We start from the raw sequence: 16,423 nt of genomic DNA, 5'->3' as shown, positions 1-16,423 counted from the left end.
CCCCGAATTTTCGTAAGCAATACAAGCCGTTACCGGTTATTCTGCGAGCTATGCCATTGATTCCCCGTCTCTTTCTCGCCGGCGCCTTGAGCCTCGGGGCCGCCGGCGCGGCTCAGGCGGCCAAAGTCGACAAAGTCGAAATCCACGGCCTGGACGAGGCGATGACCCACAACGTGCGGGTGTCGCTGTCGCTGGTGGACAGCATCGGTAAGGAGGTCTCCGGGCGCCGCCTGGGCTACCTGCTGCGCGAGGCCGAGAACGAGACCCGCGAGGCGTTGGAGCCGTTCGGCTACTACGCGCCGACGATCACCGTAGTGGACTCGCGCGGCGACCGGGTGACGTCCCCGGCCGCCGGCGCCGATGCCCCCAACGCGCCCGGCGAGCGCGACGACGCGGCCGGCGACGCCTCCGCCGCCGACTCGGCCGCCGCCGCCGCCCCGGCGCGGGCGGCCTCGCCGCCGATCTCGGTGACGATCAGCGTCGACAAGGGCGAGCCGGTCAAGGTGCGGCGCTCGGACATCGCCGTGGTCGGCGCCGGTAGCGACGATCGCTATCTCAAGCAGGACCTGGCCGCGTTCCGGCCCGGGCCGGACCAGGTGTTCGATCACGCGGCTTACGAGGCCAGCAAGACCAAGATCAGCCGCAGGCTCGCGGAACGTGGCTACTTCGACGCTGATTTCTCTTCGCGGCGGGTGGAAGTGACGCGCGCGCAACACGCGGCCGACATTGACTTGGTCTGGACCAGCGGCCAGCGCTACGACATGGGCCCGATCGCGTTTGAGCAGACGCCCAAGCGCATCATCCGCGACAGCCTGCTGCAGAAGCTGGTGTATTGGGAGCAGGGCAGCTACTACCACCAGGGCAAGCTCGACCGCTTCCGCGAATCGCTGGCGCGGCTGGACTACTTCTCCACCATCGACATCGAACCGCTGCCGGACCAGGCGGTGGACGGGCAGGTGCCGGTCAAGGTCAACCTGACCCCGGCCAAGCGCAGCATCTACACCGCCGGCGTCAGCTACGGCACCGACAGCGGCGCCGGTGTGCGCCTGGGCGTGGAGCGGCGCTACGTCAACGACCGCGGCCACAAGGCGCTGGCCCAGGTCGACTTCGCCCAGCGGCGCAAGACCGCGACCTTGCAGTACCGCATCCCCGCTTTCGCCTGGCTCGATGGCTGGTACACCTTCAGCCTGCAGGGCAGCGACGAGCAGACCGACTACATCGATTCGCGCCGGATCGAACTGGTCGCCAGCCGCAGCGGCAAGATCAACCAGCACTGGACCGCGACCGCCTCGCTGCACGGCTTGAGCGAGCGCTGGGCGTATTACGACGAAAACGACAACGACCCGGACACGCCGAAGTTCTACCGCACCGCGACGTTCTTCTATCCGTCGCTGCGCGCCGAATACGTCGACGTCGACGACAAGCTCTATCCGCGCAGCGGCATCAGCGCCACCGGCATGCTGCGCGGCGGCCTGGAAAGCCTGGGCTCGGACGCCAACTTCATCCAGGCCCACGTCACCGGCCGCTGGTTCAAGGGCCTGGGCGAGCGCAGCCGCTTGATCGCGCGCGGCGAAGTCGGCCACACCTTCACCAATTCGCTGACCGACATGCCGCCGTCGCTGCGCTTCTACGCCGGCGGCGACCGCAGCATCCGCGGTTACGAATGGCGCGAAGTCGGCCCGCGCATCCCGCCGGCGGAAGGCCGCAAGGCCTACGCGCTGGGCGCCAAGAACGTGATTACCAGCAGCGTCGAGTACGAGCAGTACTTCAACGACAGCTGGGGCGGCGCGGTGTTCGTCGACAGCGGCAGCGCGTTCGACGCGCCGGGCGAGCTGAAGATGCGCACCGGCGTAGGCGTCGGCGTGCGCTGGCGCTCGCCGGTGGGGCCGCTGCGCGTGGACATCGCGCGCGGCCTCGACGATCCGGATTCGGGTTTCCAGATCTACCTCAACATCGGCGCCGACCTGTAAGGCGCGCACAGGACTCCTACGCCGCAAATGAGCGACACGCCCCCGCCGCCGCCGCCCCCCACCGCGCAGGAGTTGCTGCTCGAACGCCGCCGCCGGCGCCGCGCCGCCGCCAAGCGCTGGGCCTGGCGCAGCAGCATCGCCGCGGCGGTGCTGACCTTGCTGATCGCGTTCGCGGCGTATTGGCTGATCGCCACCATCGCCGGCCGCGATGTGCTGCTGGCGCAGATCGTCGCGCGCCTGCCGGCCGACTCGAGCTTCACCTGGAAGTCCGCCGAAGGCCCGTTGTCGGGTCCGCTGACCCTGCGCGGGGTGCGCTTCGCCTACAAGAAGACCGTGTTCACCGCGCAGCGCATCTATCTGGAGCCGGCGCTGCGCCCGCTGCTGGGCCGCAAGCTGCGCCTGGACGCGATCCAGGTCGAGGGCGCGACGCTCGATATCGAAAAGAGCGATGAGCCGTTCGAACTGCCGCGCTGGCCCGACGTGCTGCCGCAGATCGAGCCGCCGCTGGCGCTGCAGGCCGACGACGTGCGCATCGACGGCTTCAAGATCGCTCAGGCCGGCGAACACCTGATCGACATCCGCCAACTGCGCGCCGGGCTCGACGCGCAGTCGGGCAAGCTGCACGTGGAAAAGCTCGTCGCCGACACCGACCGCGGCCGCTTCACCGCGCACGGCGACTACCAGCCGAGCAAGGATTTCAAATCCGACCTCACCGTCACCGCGGTGCTGCCGAGCGCGCCCGGGCGCACGCCGCCGCGGCTGGGCCTGATCGCGCGCGGCGACCTGTCGCGCATGGACGTGGCCCTGGCCGGCGCGGCGCCGGGACCGGTGCGCATCACCCTGACCCTGCGCGGCAAAGAGCAAGCGCCGGACTGGGGCCTGCACGCCAAGGCCGACGCGCTCGACATCGGCCTGCTGACCTCGCCGCAGGCCAAGCCCAGCGACGCGCCGATGGCGCTGCGTTTCGACGCGCAAGGCACCGGCGGCATCGCCGCGCTGGAAGGTGAGTTCCGCCAGGGCGATCTGGCGGTGACGGTGCTGCCGTCGAAGCTGTCGCTGAAGGAACAAGTGCTGGACGTGCAGCCGCTGGCGCTGCGCCTGTTCGACGGCACCGCCACGCTGCGCGGCCACGCCGATTTCACCGATGCCGACAACGGCCAGTTCAAGTTCTCGATCAACGCGCGCGGCCTGAGCTGGGGCGGCAAGGCGCCGCCGACCACGCTCAAGTCGGTGGCCAAACCCTCGCAGGCGGCGCAGACGCCGGCCACGCCGGCGGTGACCCTGGAAACCGCAGACCTCGGCTTCGCCGGCACGGTCAAGCAATGGGCGGCGATCGGCACGGCCAAGCTGGTGCGCGACAAGCAAGCGGCGACGGTCGAATTCGACGGCCGCGGCAACGACCAGCGCATGACCCTGCAGTCGCTCAAGGCCAAGATGCCGACCGGCCTGCTCGACGCCAGCGGCGAAGTCGCCTGGGCGCCGAAGCTGGCTTGGGATCTCAAGGCCGCGCTGTCGGGCTTCGATCCGGGTTACTTCGCGCCGCAGTTCAAGGGCGCCATCGACGGCAAGCTGGCCAGCACCGGCAGCACCCGCGACGACGGCGGCCTGGAGATCCAGGCCAGCGCCGAACAACTCGGCGGGCGCCTGCGCGAGCGCGCGCTCGGCGGCCGCGGCCGCTTCGTCATGCACGGCGCCGCCACCGGCGCCAGCGGCGATGCGTTCGAAGGCGAGGTCGCGCTGAGCCTGGGCGGCAGCAAGCTCGAGGCCAAGGGCAAGTACGCGCAGAGCATCGACGTCGATGCGAAGTTCGCGCCGCTGCAATTGAACGACCTGTTGCCCAGCGCCACCGGCAGCCTCAACGGCACGCTCAAGCTCACCGGCGCGGCGGACGCGCCGAGCCTGGACGCCGACCTCACCGGCAGCGGCATCCAGTACGGCGACTACCGCGCCGCCAGTTTCAGCGCCAAGGGCAAGCTGCCGTGGCGCGGCCGCGGCGGCCAGCTGGCGGTGCGCGCCAGCGACCTCAACGCCGGCATCGCCTTGTCGGCGCTGAGCCTGGACGCGCAAGGCGCGGTGGAAGCGCTGCAACTGCAGGCGCAGGCGCGCAGCGACGTGGCCAACCTGGATCTGTCCGGCCACGCCGACAAGCGCGGCAACGTCTGGTCGGGCGCGCTGGCGTCGCTGCAGCTGGCGCCGAGCAAGGGCGCCAGCTGGCGCTTGCAGCAGGCCGCGCCGTTCCGCTGGGACGGCAACAGCGGCGGCTTCAACGACGCCTGCCTGGTTTCCAGCAGCGGCGGTTCGTTGTGCGCGACGGCCGACTGGCCGCGCCGCGGCGTCGAGCTCAAGGGTCATGGCTTGCCGCTGCTGCTGGCGCAGCCGTATTTGCCCGAGCGCAGCGACAAGCGGCCGTGGATCCTGCGCGGCGAGATCGCGCTCGACGGCGAGCTGCGTCCGGCCGGCAAGGGCTGGCGCGGCACCTTCAACCTCGCCTCGGCCGGCGGCGGTTTGAAATTCAGCGAACGCGCGCGACGCGAGTTGGTGCGCTACAACGCGCTCTCGCTCAAGGCCAGCTTCGACACCCAGAAGCTCAACGCCGAACTGCGTTCGGGCTTCAACGACGACGGCCGCATCGAGGCCACGCTCAACACCGGTTGGGACGCCTATGCGCCGCTGTCGGGCAACATCGCGGTGGACACCGACGAGCTGACCTGGATCGAGCTGTTCTCGCCCGACATCGTCGAGCCCAAGGGCAAGCTGGAAGGCCGCATCGGCCTGGCCGGCACGCGCAGCAAGCCGCTGTTGAGCGGCCAGGCGCGGCTGTCGCAGTTCACCACCGAGGTGCCGTCGCTGGGCATCGTGCTGCAGCAGGGCGACGTGCGCCTGGACGCGCAGCCCGACGGCAGCGCGCGCATCGCCGGAAGCGTGCGCTCGGGCGAGGGCACGCTCAACGTCGACGGCAGCCTGGGCTGGCAGGGCGACGACACGCCGCTGGTGCTCAACATCCGCGGCACCAACGTGCTGGCGTCCGACACGCGCGACCTGCGCGCGGTCGCCAATCCCGAGCTCACCGTGCGCTACGCGGCCAAGCAGCCGCTCAACGTCAGCGGCAAGGTCACCATTCCGTCGGCGCGCATCGACCTGGAGCGCCTGGACCAGGGCGTGTCGGTGTCCGAGGACGTGGTCGTGCTCGATCCGGCGAACCCGGAAGACACCGGCGCCTCGCCGCTGGAACTCGATCTCACTCTGGCCGTCGGCGACGACGTCAAGCTCAAGGGCTTCGGCCTGGACGGCAAGCTCGGCGGACAGATGCGGGTGCGCTCGCGGCCCGGCCGCGAGATGACCGCGAGCGGCGCGCTGAGCGTGGAAGGGCGTTACGAGGCGTACGGGCAGAAGCTGCAGATCAGCCGCGGCAATCTGGCCTGGAACAACGGCCCGGTGTCCGACCCGATCCTGGATGTGCGCGCCGAGCGCGAAGTCGGCGCGGTCAAGGCCGGCGTCGACATCAGCGGCCGGGTCAGCGCGCCGCAGGTCAACGTGTGGACGGATCCGGCCAGCTCGCAATCCGAAGCGCTGGCCTATCTGGCCCTGGGCCGTCCGCTGTCGTCGGTGACCGGCGACGAGAGCAAGCAGCTCAACGCCGCCAGCGCCGCGCTGTCGGCCGGCGGCGGCCTGCTGGCCTCGCAGCTCGGCGCCAAGATCGGCCTGGACGATGCGGGCGTGATGGAAAGCCGTGCGCTCGGCGGTTCGGTGCTGGGCGTGGGCAAGTACCTCTCGCCGCGGTTATATGTCGGCTACGGCGTCTCGCTGCTCGGCACCGGCCAGGTGCTGACGCTGAAGTACCTGCTGCGCAAGGGCTTCGACATCGAAATCGAGTCGAGCACGCTGGAGAATCGCGCGTCGGTGAACTGGCGCAAGGAAAAATAAGGCGCGCAAGCGGCATCGATGGAGAGCCCGGCATGAACCTGCTCGAACACACCCGCCTGATGGCCGACTACAACCGCTGGATGAACCAGCGCGTCTACGCTGCCGCAGCGCGGCTGCCGGCGGATGCGGTGACGCAGGATCGCGGCGCGTTCTTCGGCTCGATCCTGGGCACGCTCAATCACTTGATGGTGGCCGACCGGATCTGGCTGCGCCGCTTCGCCGAGCATCCCGCGCGTTTCGCCGCGTTGGAACCGTTGCGCGGACAACCCGCGCCGACCGACCTGCGCGCGGTCCAGCACGACACGCTGCCGGCGCTGCGCGCCGCGCGCGAACGGCTCGACGCGACGATCGCGGACTGGGCCGGCGAGGTGAGCGAGACCGACCTCGATCACGTGCTGGCCTACACCAACACCAAGGGCGCGCTGTGGCGGCAGCCGTTCGGCCTGCTGCTGATGCACTTCTTCAACCACCAGACCCATCACCGCGGTCAGGTCACCACGCTGCTGACCCAGGCGGGCGAGGATGTGGGCGGGACCGATCTGCTGGAATTGATCCTGGCGCGGCAGACCGTCGATCCGAGTCGATAATTGAGGACGACATGCCTGGAATCTTCGAACGCCTCGAGCCGAAAATCCTCGAAGGCATCAAGTACGCGCTGGTCGCGGCGATGTTCGCCATCGGGATCGCGACGTGGTGGCGCGGGGACTACCTCGACGAGAGTTCGCCCAAGTGGACGGTGGTCGCATTGCGCGCGCAGTTCGACGGTCTCGCAGTTCCCGACGGCGCTCGCGCCGTGGGCCCGACCAGCGGTCTCGATAAGGAGATCCTGACCGGTTTGGATCAAACCTATTCAATCCCGCGATCGCGGGCGGAGCTGTTCGAAGACTATTCGCGGACGCTCGCCGCGCAAGGTTGGCGGCAAATGGAGAGTCGCGCCGTCGCCATCGTGTTCTGCCGTCAGCGCGTGCACCTGAGCGTGGAGGTGTTGCAGGAGGAGAAGGCCGAGACGATCTATCAGCTTTCGTTGTACTGGAGTAACCAAAAGCACAGCGACTATTACTGCGCGGGCCCTTGAGCGCTTGCGGAACGCTCACCCCGCACACCCCTCCCGAATCGCCTGCACCTCGCGCAACACCTCGCTCCCGTCCGGGCGCGCCTCGCCGATGCTGCGCAGCAGGCCGTCCAGGCGCGCGCGCGCCTGGCCGCGCTGGTTGCCGGCGCAGCGCAGTTGCGCGGCGTAGGCCTGGGCGCGCCAGCCGAGTTTGCGCAGGGCTTCGTCGTTGATCGGCAGTTCCGCCAGCGAGTCCAGGTGCGACAGCGCGGCGGCGTCGCCGCCGGCGGCTTGCAGACGCGAGAGCGAGAGTTCGGCCGCGCGCGTGCGCGGGTCGCGTTCGCCGTAGGCCTTGCGGGTCAGCGCGAGCGCGCGCTGCAGGCGTTGCGCGGCGCTGTCGCGCGCGCCCAGGGCGAGTTCGGTGTCGCCGAGCAGGCGCTCGGTTTCGCCGACCGGGCCGGAATCGGCGCCGTCCTGGCGGATGCGCAGGCGCCGCGCCTGCTCCAGCTGTTCGCGCGCCTGCGCGCCGCGGCCGGCTTCGCGCAGCACCAGCGACTGGTCGCTCATCAGCGCGGCCAGCGCGGCGGGGCGGCGTTCGCGGTGGGCGGTCTGCAGTGCGCGTTCGAATTCGCTCAGCGAGCGATCCAGATCGCCGCGTTCCCAGGCGACCACGCCGAGCGCGTGGTGCACGTCGGTCAGTTCCGCATCGTCCGGGCCGTGGCGCTGGACGAGCAAGCCTCCGATCAGTTGCAGTTCCTTCTGCGCCAGCGCGTACTGGCCCTGGTCGATATGCAGCGCGACCAGTTGCCGGCGCACGTCCAGGGTGGCCGGGTGCTGGGCGCCGTTGACCTCCAGCGCGATCGCCAGCGCGTCGCTGGCGTCGCGCTCGGCGTCGCCGAGCTGGCCCAGGCCGCGCCGCAGTTGGGCCAGGTTGCGGCCGATCTCGACCTGCAGCGGATGGCGGTCGCCGACGCTCTGTTGCAGCTTGCGCCGCGCTTGTTCGAAGCCGAGCAGCGCCTCGCGGCTCTGGCCGGCGTCGGCTTGCAGGCCGGCGAGGTCCATGAGGTTTTCCACTTCGCCCACGTCGGTGTTCTCGCGCATCTCGCGGCGCACCGCCAGCGAGCGTTCGAACAACTGACGCGCGCCCTGGCGTTCGCCGTTGGCGCGGCGGCAGCGGCCGAGTTCGGAATAGAACTCGCTGGTCTGCAGCGGCAGCTGCGCCTGTTCGCGCCGGGCCAGGTCGAGCGCGGGCTGCATCAGCGCGGCGCAGTCGCGCGGCTGGTTCAGCAGCCGCAGCACCTTGCCGCGCTGGTTCAGCGATTCCAGGCGCAGGCTGTCGGGGATGTCGTCGGTGGAAGCGATCACCTGGGCCTGGCGTTCGAGCAGGCCGCGCGCTTCGTGGTAATCGCCAAGCCCGGTGCGCATGCGTGCGATCACGCCGAACAGTTCGGCGCGCGCGCGCGGTTGCCGCGCCAGTTCGCGATTGCCGCGCGCCACCGAGGCGTCGAGCAGCCCGCGCAGGTCCAGCGCTTCGCCTTCCGGCGTGCCGCGCGCGCTTTCGAACAGGCCGACCATGAAGTCCTGCATCGCCTGCGCGCGCGCCGCCTCGGCCACCGCTTCGCGCGCCTGCCACGCGACCACGCCGAGCGAGGCGCTCAGCACCACCGCCACCAGGCCGGCGGTGGCCAGCGCCCAGCGATGGCGCGCCATGTATTTGTTGACCCGGTAGCGCACGCTCTGCGCGCGCGCCAGCACCGGGCGCCCGGCTTCGAAGCGCTGCAGGTCCAGCGACAGCGCTTCCACCGAGGGATAGCGCTGCTCCGGGCGCTTGGCCAGGGTCTTGAGCACGATGTTGTCGAGGTCGCCGGCGAGCTGCTTGCCGAGCCGGCGCAGCGAGCCGGGATCGAGCTCGGGGTCGTTGGCGTCGGCGTAGCGCAGCACCGCTTGCGAAGGTTTGAGCGGATCGGCGGCGAGGATCGCCTCTTCCCATTCCGCGTCGGTCTGGCGCTTGAGCTTGTAGGGCTTGGAATCGGTGAGCAGTTCGTACAGCACCACGCCGAGCGAATACACGTCGGTCATGGTGGTGACCGGCTCGCCGCGCACCTGTTCGGGTGCCGCGTAGTGGAGGGTGAAGGCGCGCGCGCCGGTGCGGGTCTGGTCGGGCAGCGGCACGTCGTTGCTGTCGAGCAGCTTGGCGATGCCGAAATCGAGCAGGCGCACGTCGCCGGCCGGCGTCACCAGGATGTTGGACGGCTTGAGGTCGCGGTGGACGATCAGGTTGGCGTGGGCGTGGCTGACCGCATCGCAGATCTGCTGGAACATGCGCAGGCGCTTGTCCAGCGGCGTGCGTTGGTTGCGGCAGTAGTCGGTGATCGGCTCGCCTTCGACGTATTCCAGCGCCAGGTAGGGCAGGCCGTCGCGGGTCACGCCGGCGTCGAGCAGGCGGGCGATGTAGGGATGCGCCAGGCGCGCGAGGATCTGCCGCTCGCGGGTGAAGCGGGTGCGCAGGTTGGTGTCGGTCAGGCCCGGGCGCAGCAGCTTCAGCGCGACCCGGCGCTGGTACAGGCCGTCGGCGCGCGAGGCCAGCCACACCTGGCCCATGCCGCCTTCGCCGAGCAGGCTCTCCAGCCGGTAAGTGCCCACTTCCACGCCGGGGCGCATGCCCGATTGCTGCGGCGTCACCAAGGGTTCGGACAGGAAGTCTTCGTGGCCGTCTTCCAGGCCAATAAGCTCAGTCAACTCCGCCGCCAGCGACGGATCGTCCGCGCCTAACTCGCGAAGACGCTCGGCGCGAGCGTCAGGCTCCAACTCGAGCAGCGCATCGAGCAGCGGCGAAAGTCGCAGCCAGCGTTCGGCGTCCATCGCCTCAGCCGCCCGCCCGCGCGCGGACGGCGGCGAAGAACGGCGATGCAGCGACGGCGATGACGATCATGGCGTTGCGCATTCCCTGCGTGCGCGCGCCGCGCGGGGCGCGGCGCAGGCGCGCTCAGCGGCTGGGTTCGTCCTGCAGCGAGGCCAGCAGGAACAGCCGCGCCTTCTGCCAGTCGCGGCGGATGCTGCGCTCGGAACGTTGCAGGAGCGCGGCGATTTCCAGTTCCGACAGGCCGGCGAAGTAGCGCAGTTCCACCACCTGGGCCAGGCGCTGGTCGACCGCGGCGAGCTTGGTCAGGGCCGAATCCAGGCCGAGGGTGTCCTCGTCCAGGCGCAGGCCGCCTTCGACGTCGTCGGGCAGTTCGGTCACCCGGTGCAGGTCGCCGCCGCGTTTTTGCGCCAGGCGCTGACGCGCGTAATCGACCACCACGCTGCGCATGGCGGAGGCGGCATAGGCGAAGAAATGCGCGCGATCGTCGAACTGCGCTTCGCGCCGGCCGACCAGTTTCAGATAGGCCTCGTGCACCAGCGCGGTGGCGTCCAGAGTCTGGCCGTGCTGGCCGGCGAGCTGGCGCCGCGCCATCGTGTGCAGCTCCTGGTACAGCGTGGCGAGCACGCGGTCGAGGGCGCCGCGATCGCCTTCGCGAGCGGCGTCCAACAGGATCGTGATGTCAGCGCTTTCGGCCATGTCGCCCCCGGTTCGGACCAGACTATAGCGCGTTCAGCTTGGCTTGGAAGCGACACAGGTGGCAGCAAACCTGCGTCGGAATGCAGCAATGGCCTGCTTTCCGAGGCAGCTTCGATGCACACGAAACTCCCCGCCGCGCTAACGCGCGAGGCGCCGTCGCGATGACACGGCGGCGCCCCGCTGCGATGAACGGCAAGCACGTGCAGATCCGGACAGGCGCGCAGACGGCGCGATCGCGCCAAAGCCGCATTCAGCGTTGGCAGTGGCCGCACCAGACTGTGGTGCGCTGGCCGATGCTGGCCTGCTTGAGCGGCCGCCCGCAGCGCGGGCAGGGCTCGCCGCCGCGGCCGTAGGCGGCCAGTTCCTGCTCGAAATAGCCCGGCGCGCCGTCGGGGCTGATGAAGTCGCGCAAGGTGGTGCCGCCGCGCTGGATCGCGTAGCCCAGGATCGCCTTGATCGCGCCGGCCAGCTCGGCGTAGCGCTCGCGCGAGACCTTGCCGGCCGCGCGCAGCGGCGACACGCCGGCGGCGAACAGCGCTTCGGCGGCGTAGATGTTGCCGACGCCGACGACGACTTTCTGATCCATCAAAAACGTTTTCACCGGCGCCTTGCGGCCGCGGCTGAGCTGGAACAGGTAGTCGCCGTCGAACGCGTCCGACAGCGGTTCCGGGCCCAGTTCGCGCAGCAATTCGTGGGTTTCGCCGGGCGCTTGCCACAGCAGGCAGCCGAACCGGCGCGGGTCGTTGAAGCGCAGCACGCGGTCGTCGTCGAGCAGCAGGTCGACGTGGTCGTGGTCGCGCACCGGCGTGTCGGCCGGCAGCACGCGCAGGCTGCCGGACATGCCCAGATGCAGCACGGCGCTGCCGGCGGCGGTGTCGATCAGCAAGTACTTGGCGCGCCGGCGCACCGCGTCGATGCGCTGGCCGGGCAGGGTCTCCTCGATCGCCGCCGGAATCGGCCAGCGCAGGTCCGGCCGGCGCAGGATCGCAGTGACGACGTGACGGCCTTCCAGGTGCGGCGCCAGGCCGCGCCGGGTGGTTTCGACTTCAGGTAATTCAGGCATGCGCCCAGCGTACTATCCCGTTCGGGCCGGCGCTCGCAGCGCTGGCGCGAATCCAGGAGTGCGTCATGCCGCAGTCCGCCGAAGCCGTTGCCGAAGCCGTCGAGTCCGCCGCGCCCGCGCCCGCGGGGCGTACGGCCGGCGCGAGGCGCCGCGCGCGAAGTCGCGACGACGGCGAACCGCTCGCGCCGCCGCCGTCGTCTTCATCCCTGCGCGCCCACCCTGCCGATGCGGCCACGGAACCGGCGCCGCGGCCGCCCGGCCAACGCTTGCGCGCCTACGCCAGCGGCGAGATCGACCAGGCCCTGGACGCGCTGGGCTGGGGCGGCAACCGCCTGCACGCCGGCGTGCACCTGGCGCGCAAATGCCTGCGCCGCGCCCGCGCCACCCTGGCGTTGGGCGCGCACGGCCTGGGGCCGGGCACGCAGCTGATCGACCGCGCGCTGCGCGACCTCAACCGCGACCTGTCGCCGCTGCGCGACGCCCATGCCTTGGTGGAAACCCTCGACCGGGTGCTGCGCGGCGCCGCGCTGACGCCGGACTCTCGAACCCTGCTGACGCGCGCGCGTCGCGCCGCCGCCGCCGCGCGCGCCCAGGCCGCGCACGCCGCGCGCGCCGACGACCCGGGCCTGGGCCGCCGCCGCGCCCTGCTGCGGGTGCTGCGCGCTGCGCTGCGCGCGCTGCCGTGGGCGGAACTGCAGCCGCAACACTGGCGCGGCGCGGTCGCCGCGAGCCTGGAGCGGATGCAGCGCGCCGGCGATCGCGCCCGCGCCAGCGGCGACGACGAGCATTGGCACGAATGGCGCCGGCGCGCGCGGCGGCTGTCGCAGCAGCAGCGCGCGCTCAAGAGCGCGCGGCTGGGCGCGGACGCGCCGAAGTTCGACAAGCACCAGATCGAACGCCTGGGCGAGGCGCAGGACCTGACCCTGCTGCTGGAGCATTGCGGCAAGGGCTCGCCGTTCGCCAAGGCCGACCGCGGCGCGCTGAAGGCGTTCGCGCGGGCGCAGCTGGCGCAGGCGCGGGAGCGGATCGAGGCGCCGGAGTAGGCGGTGGCGCCGTAGTCGGAGTGGCGCGGTCGCGGCTTGCGCCGCTCCTACAGTCGGAATCGAAGCCACGACCACCACCTGTAGGAGCGGCGCAAGCCGCGACCGCGAACCCACCCGCCGCGCCGCCATCCCCGAATCCTGAACACGCCCGCCGCGCCTGAACCGGCCCGTCCTGCCCGCTTCGCGCGGGCTTGCCCGTTCGAACTCAAAACCCCATCACAACCTCAGGCCGGCCATACCGGCGCGAACGGTGGAGCCGAAGTGGCATCATCGGCTATACAAGTGTCCTTTAATTGCCCGCCACCCCCAGGCGTCCCCTGCCGGCGCCGCTCCCGGAGTTCGCAATGCCCGCGTCCCTGATCGATTTCCTCGCCGGAGGCCTGGCCCAGGCCAGCTTCTGGGAATTGGTCGTCTACTTGCTGGTGGTGACCCAGCTCACCATCTTGTCGGTGACGTTGTACCTGCACCGCTCGATGGCGCACCGCTCGGTCGACTTCCATCCGGTGCTCGCGCATTTCTTCCGCTTCTGGACTTGGCTGACCACCTCGATGATCACCAAGGAGTGGGCGGCGATCCATCGCAAGCACCACGCCAAGTGCGAGACCGAGGACGACCCGCACAGCCCGCAGTTCAAGGGCATCGACACGGTGATGTGGCGCGGCGTCGAGCTCTACCGCCAGGCCCGCAGCGAGCGCGAGGACATCGAGAAGTACGGCAAGGGCTGCCCGGACGACTGGATCGAACGCAAGCTCTATACCCCGTGGGCGACGATGGGCCCGGTGGTGCTGCTGTTCGCGAGCTTCGCCTTGTTCGGCTTCGCCGGCGTGGCGATCTGGGCGCTGCAGATGGCGTGGATCCCGTTCTGGGCCGCCGGCGTGGTCAACGGCCTGGGCCATTGGTGGGGCTACCGCAATTTCGAAACCACCGACACCGCCACCAACCTCACCCCGTGGGGCTTCTGGATCGGCGGCGAAGAGCTGCACAACAACCACCACGCGTTCCCCAGCTCGGCCAAGTTCGCCCTGCGCAAGTGGGAGTTCGACATCGGCTGGACCGCGATCCGCGGCCTGGCCGCGCTGCGCCTGGCCAAGGTGCTGCGGGTCGCGCCGACGCTCGACGTGCGCCCGAACATCGCCATGCCCGACGGCGAAACGCTCAAGGCGCTGCTGGCGATCCGCTTCCAGGCGATGACCGATTTCTACCGCAACGTCACCCTGCCGACCCTGCGCGAAGAGGCCGCCCACGCCGGCGACCGCATGCGCGCGCTGCCGCGGCGCCTGCGCAAGGGCCTGGCCGACGGCGGCCGCTGGCTCGACGACGGCGCCCGCGCGCGCTTGCAGCACTGGGTCGAGGAGCGTCCGCGCATGGCCCAGCTGGCCGATTTCCGCCAGCGCCTGGCGCAGGTGCTGGACGATCGTTCGCACGACGCCCAGGCCACGCTGCAGCGCCTGCACGCCTGGTGCGTGGAGGCCGAAGCCAGCGGCATCCAGTCGCTGCAGGCGTTCTCCGCGCGGCTCAAGGGCTATGCGCTGGCGCCGGCGCGCTACTGAGTCGCGCTATCGATCCGCGCGCCTGCGCCGCACCCAAAAAACCCGCGCTCCGGCGCGGGTTTTCTTTTGTACGACGCGCGCCGATGCGGGAATGAGACGGCGGTGGCTTCGCCGCTCGCGCCGCCCGTTGCGCGGCCCGCGGCGCCGGCGTAGCGTCGCCGGGCATGGAATCCGGCGCCGCCGTCCGGCCGCGCCGCACACGGAGGTGGCGCGTGCTCGAGCCTATCGCCTGCCCGAACCCCGCCGCCCGCGCTGTCGCGCAGGCGCGCCCGTGCGCTTTCCGCCCGCTCGGTTCGCGTTCAAGGACGAATCGCCCATCCGCGACCGCGACTGCGCGCCACGGAGCGGCGCCGGCGAGCGCATGCGTAAGGAGAGAGCACGATGAAGACGTTCCGCAGCAAGCGCTTCAAGGCCCTGGCGCTGGTGGCGCTGTTCGCCGCCGGCATCGGTTTCGGCGCCGCCCAGGCCGACACCAAGTACGCCGAGGGCTGCGCGCCCAAGTCCGGCTGCCAGTTCGGCGGCAACCGCTTCGCCTGTTGCCAGGACGACAGCTGAGGCGCCCCGCGCGGCCGGCGCCTGCGCGCCGGCCGCGCACTTGCCCGCCGCGCCCGCGCGCGGCAGGCTGCGCGCATCCCCCGCCGCGGAGCGCGCATGCGCCGTTCGTTTCCGTTCGCCCTTCTCGTGTCGCTATGTTGCGGCCTGCCGGCCGCGGCGCAGGAGGTGACCTCCACCGGCGACTATCTCGCGCGCATGGACGCCGACCGCGACGGCCGGGTCTCGCTGAGCGAGTACCAGGACTGGCTCAGCTACGCCTTCGACGCGATGGACGCCAACCACGACGGCGTGCTCGACGCCTCCGAACAGCCCGCCAGCGGCCGCGGCGCGCGCGCGTCGCTGACCCGCGAGCAGCACCGCAAGACCCTGGCCGAGCGCTTCGCCCGGCAGGACCGCAACCACGACGGCTTCCTCGACGCGCGCGAACTGGCGTCGCCGCCGCAGTGATAACGCAGCCGCGGATGCCTCCTGTAGGAGCGGCGCGAGCCGCGACTGCGGGGTAGCCGGTCGCGTCGCAAGCGCGATGTCGCGGTCGCGGCTCGCGCCGCTCCTACAGGGAGAAACCGAACGCTGCGCAGCGAGCCGGATGCGCCCGACATCCCACCGCAAGCGCCAGCCGCGTCGCAACGCCCGCATTGCGCAATTGCCGCGGCGGCGAGCGCCGTGGTACCTAGTCGCGATGGATTACGCACTGCCGCAGGGCGAACTGGACACCTTGTTCGCCGGACCGCAATCGGTCACCTCCGAACAACGCCGCGACCTGGTCGCCCTCATTCTCGAACGTCTGCGCCAGCGCTTCGGCGAACGCCTGCTGGCGGTGGCGCTGTACGGCTCCACCGCGCGCGACAGCGACGGCCCGTATTCGGACGTGGAGCTGTGGGCGGTGCTGGAAGACGCCGCGTTCGGCGCGGACTTCGACGAATCGCTGGAATGGGTGCACGGCCGCGGCAAGGCCGAGGTCAACCTGATGTCGCGCAGCGCGGTGGAAGCGTTCGCGCGCGAAGTCGACGAGGCCTGGCCGATCAGCCACGGCCAGTTCGTGCACGCGCGCGCGCTGTGGATCGCGCCCGATCACGGCGCGCTGTTCGAAACCCTGCGTTCGCTGGCTGCGCATCCCGACGATGCGGAAGTGGAGCGGGCGATGGCCGAGATCGTGGTCGGCGAGCTGTACGAACTGATCGGCAAGCTGCGCAACCGCTACGCGCGCAAGCCGCTGGCGCTGCTGGCCGGCGAGTTCGCCGTGCACGTGGCCTGCCTGTCCGCATTGGCCGAGCGCCACCTCTACGCCAGCGCCGGCACCTTGTTCGACGAGGCCGCCGACCTGCCGGGCCCGGACGGCGCGGTCGAGCTGTACCGCCTGGTGGCCCAGGGCGAACTCGGCGACGAGGCGCTGGTGGTGACCACCGTGGAGCGGGTGTGGGCCGGCCTGGAGGCGTGGGTGCATGAGGTGGCGCTGACCGAAGCGGTGCGGCGACGCTGCGTGGCGGGCGAGCGCTGAGGCATCGGGTCGACTTGGCGCAAGCGTTCGCCGAGGCCGACAGGAAAGCATCGGGCCTGAAGGCCCTCCCACAACGGCCCGGGCTTCGGTTGTTGTGGGAGGGCCTTCAGGCCCGAACGCTTTTGGATCGGGTCGTCACCCTCATCCGAAGGCATCGGACCCACCTGCGCGCGCCGCTCACTGTAGCGTCGACCTTGCGCCCACCTATCC

Annotated in this window: 11 protein-coding genes and 2 pseudogenes; 10 read left to right on the top strand and 3 right to left on the bottom strand. The window is 70.7% G+C overall.

Features of this window, described 5'->3' with window-relative positions; translation table 11 throughout:
- Positions 1-50 precede the first annotated feature (50 nt).
- From BLU84_RS28850 to BLU84_RS20975, 5 genes and pseudogenes are all read left to right on the top strand, one after another.
- Positions 51-341: pseudogene (locus tag BLU84_RS28850) on the top strand (POTRA domain-containing protein); the annotation flags it as partial.
- A gap of 126 nt (positions 342-467) precedes the next feature.
- Positions 468-1,970, top strand: a pseudogene (locus tag BLU84_RS20990) (autotransporter assembly complex protein TamA); the annotation flags it as partial.
- 27 nt (positions 1,971-1,997) lie between these two features.
- Positions 1,998-5,894, top strand: coding sequence for a translocation/assembly module TamB domain-containing protein (locus BLU84_RS20985; RefSeq protein ID WP_074871741.1), 3,897 nt, complete (start codon positions 1,998-2,000; stop codon positions 5,892-5,894).
- Positions 5,895-5,926: 32 nt separating this feature from the next.
- On the top strand, positions 5,927-6,481 hold the full coding sequence (locus BLU84_RS20980; RefSeq protein WP_074871739.1) for a DinB family protein: 555 nt from the start codon (positions 5,927-5,929) through the stop codon (positions 6,479-6,481).
- 11 nt (positions 6,482-6,492) lie between these two features.
- Positions 6,493-6,969: a hypothetical protein gene (locus tag BLU84_RS20975; protein WP_074871736.1), complete on the top strand. Its 477-nt coding sequence runs from the start codon at positions 6,493-6,495 to the stop codon at positions 6,967-6,969.
- Positions 6,970-6,984: 15 nt separating this feature from the next.
- Here BLU84_RS20975 and BLU84_RS20970 read toward each other — a convergent pair whose 3' ends face one another.
- The 3 genes from BLU84_RS20970 to mutM all read right to left on the bottom strand — a co-directional run bounded on the left by BLU84_RS20970 (position 6,985) and on the right by mutM (position 11,567).
- Positions 6,985-9,684: a serine/threonine-protein kinase gene (locus BLU84_RS20970; protein ID WP_170849217.1), complete on the bottom strand. Its 2,700-nt coding sequence runs from the start codon at positions 9,682-9,684 to the stop codon at positions 6,985-6,987.
- A 247-nt stretch (positions 9,685-9,931) separates the two neighbouring features.
- Complete coding sequence (locus BLU84_RS20965) at positions 9,932-10,504, bottom strand: ECF-type sigma factor (RefSeq protein WP_074871731.1); 573 nt, start codon at positions 10,502-10,504, stop codon at positions 9,932-9,934.
- 250 nt (positions 10,505-10,754) lie between these two features.
- On the bottom strand, positions 10,755-11,567 hold the full coding sequence (gene mutM, locus BLU84_RS20960) for a bifunctional DNA-formamidopyrimidine glycosylase/DNA-(apurinic or apyrimidinic site) lyase (protein WP_074871730.1): 813 nt from the start codon (positions 11,565-11,567) through the stop codon (positions 10,755-10,757).
- A 266-nt stretch (positions 11,568-11,833) separates the two neighbouring features.
- On the opposite strand from mutM, the gene BLU84_RS27320 reads away from it, so the two are divergent.
- The 5 genes from BLU84_RS27320 (at position 11,834) to BLU84_RS20940 (ending at position 16,213) form a co-directional block, all read left to right on the top strand.
- Positions 11,834-12,610 carry a CHAD domain-containing protein gene (locus BLU84_RS27320; protein WP_170849216.1) on the top strand — a complete coding sequence of 259 codons (777 nt, stop codon included), beginning with the start codon at positions 11,834-11,836 and terminating at the stop codon, positions 12,608-12,610.
- A 344-nt stretch (positions 12,611-12,954) separates the two neighbouring features.
- A complete protein-coding gene (locus BLU84_RS20950; protein WP_074871726.1) occupies positions 12,955-14,160 on the top strand; it encodes a DesA family fatty acid desaturase in 1,206 nt (401 codons plus the stop codon).
- 381 nt (positions 14,161-14,541) lie between these two features.
- On the top strand, positions 14,542-14,715 hold the full coding sequence (locus BLU84_RS27315) for a hypothetical protein (protein ID WP_170849215.1): 174 nt from the start codon (positions 14,542-14,544) through the stop codon (positions 14,713-14,715).
- A gap of 96 nt (positions 14,716-14,811) precedes the next feature.
- Positions 14,812-15,162, top strand: a complete 351-nt coding sequence (locus BLU84_RS20945; protein ID WP_074871724.1) for an EF-hand domain-containing protein — start codon at positions 14,812-14,814, stop codon at positions 15,160-15,162.
- A 232-nt stretch (positions 15,163-15,394) separates the two neighbouring features.
- On the top strand, positions 15,395-16,213 hold the full coding sequence (locus BLU84_RS20940) for a kanamycin nucleotidyltransferase C-terminal domain-containing protein (protein ID WP_074871722.1): 819 nt from the start codon (positions 15,395-15,397) through the stop codon (positions 16,211-16,213).
- The last annotated feature ends 210 nt before the right edge of the window (positions 16,214-16,423 follow it).

The organism is Lysobacter enzymogenes (assembly GCF_900106525.1).
Taxonomy (GTDB): domain Bacteria; phylum Pseudomonadota; class Gammaproteobacteria; order Xanthomonadales; family Xanthomonadaceae; genus Lysobacter; species Lysobacter enzymogenes.
This window is presented reverse-complemented; position numbering and strand designations above follow the sequence as displayed.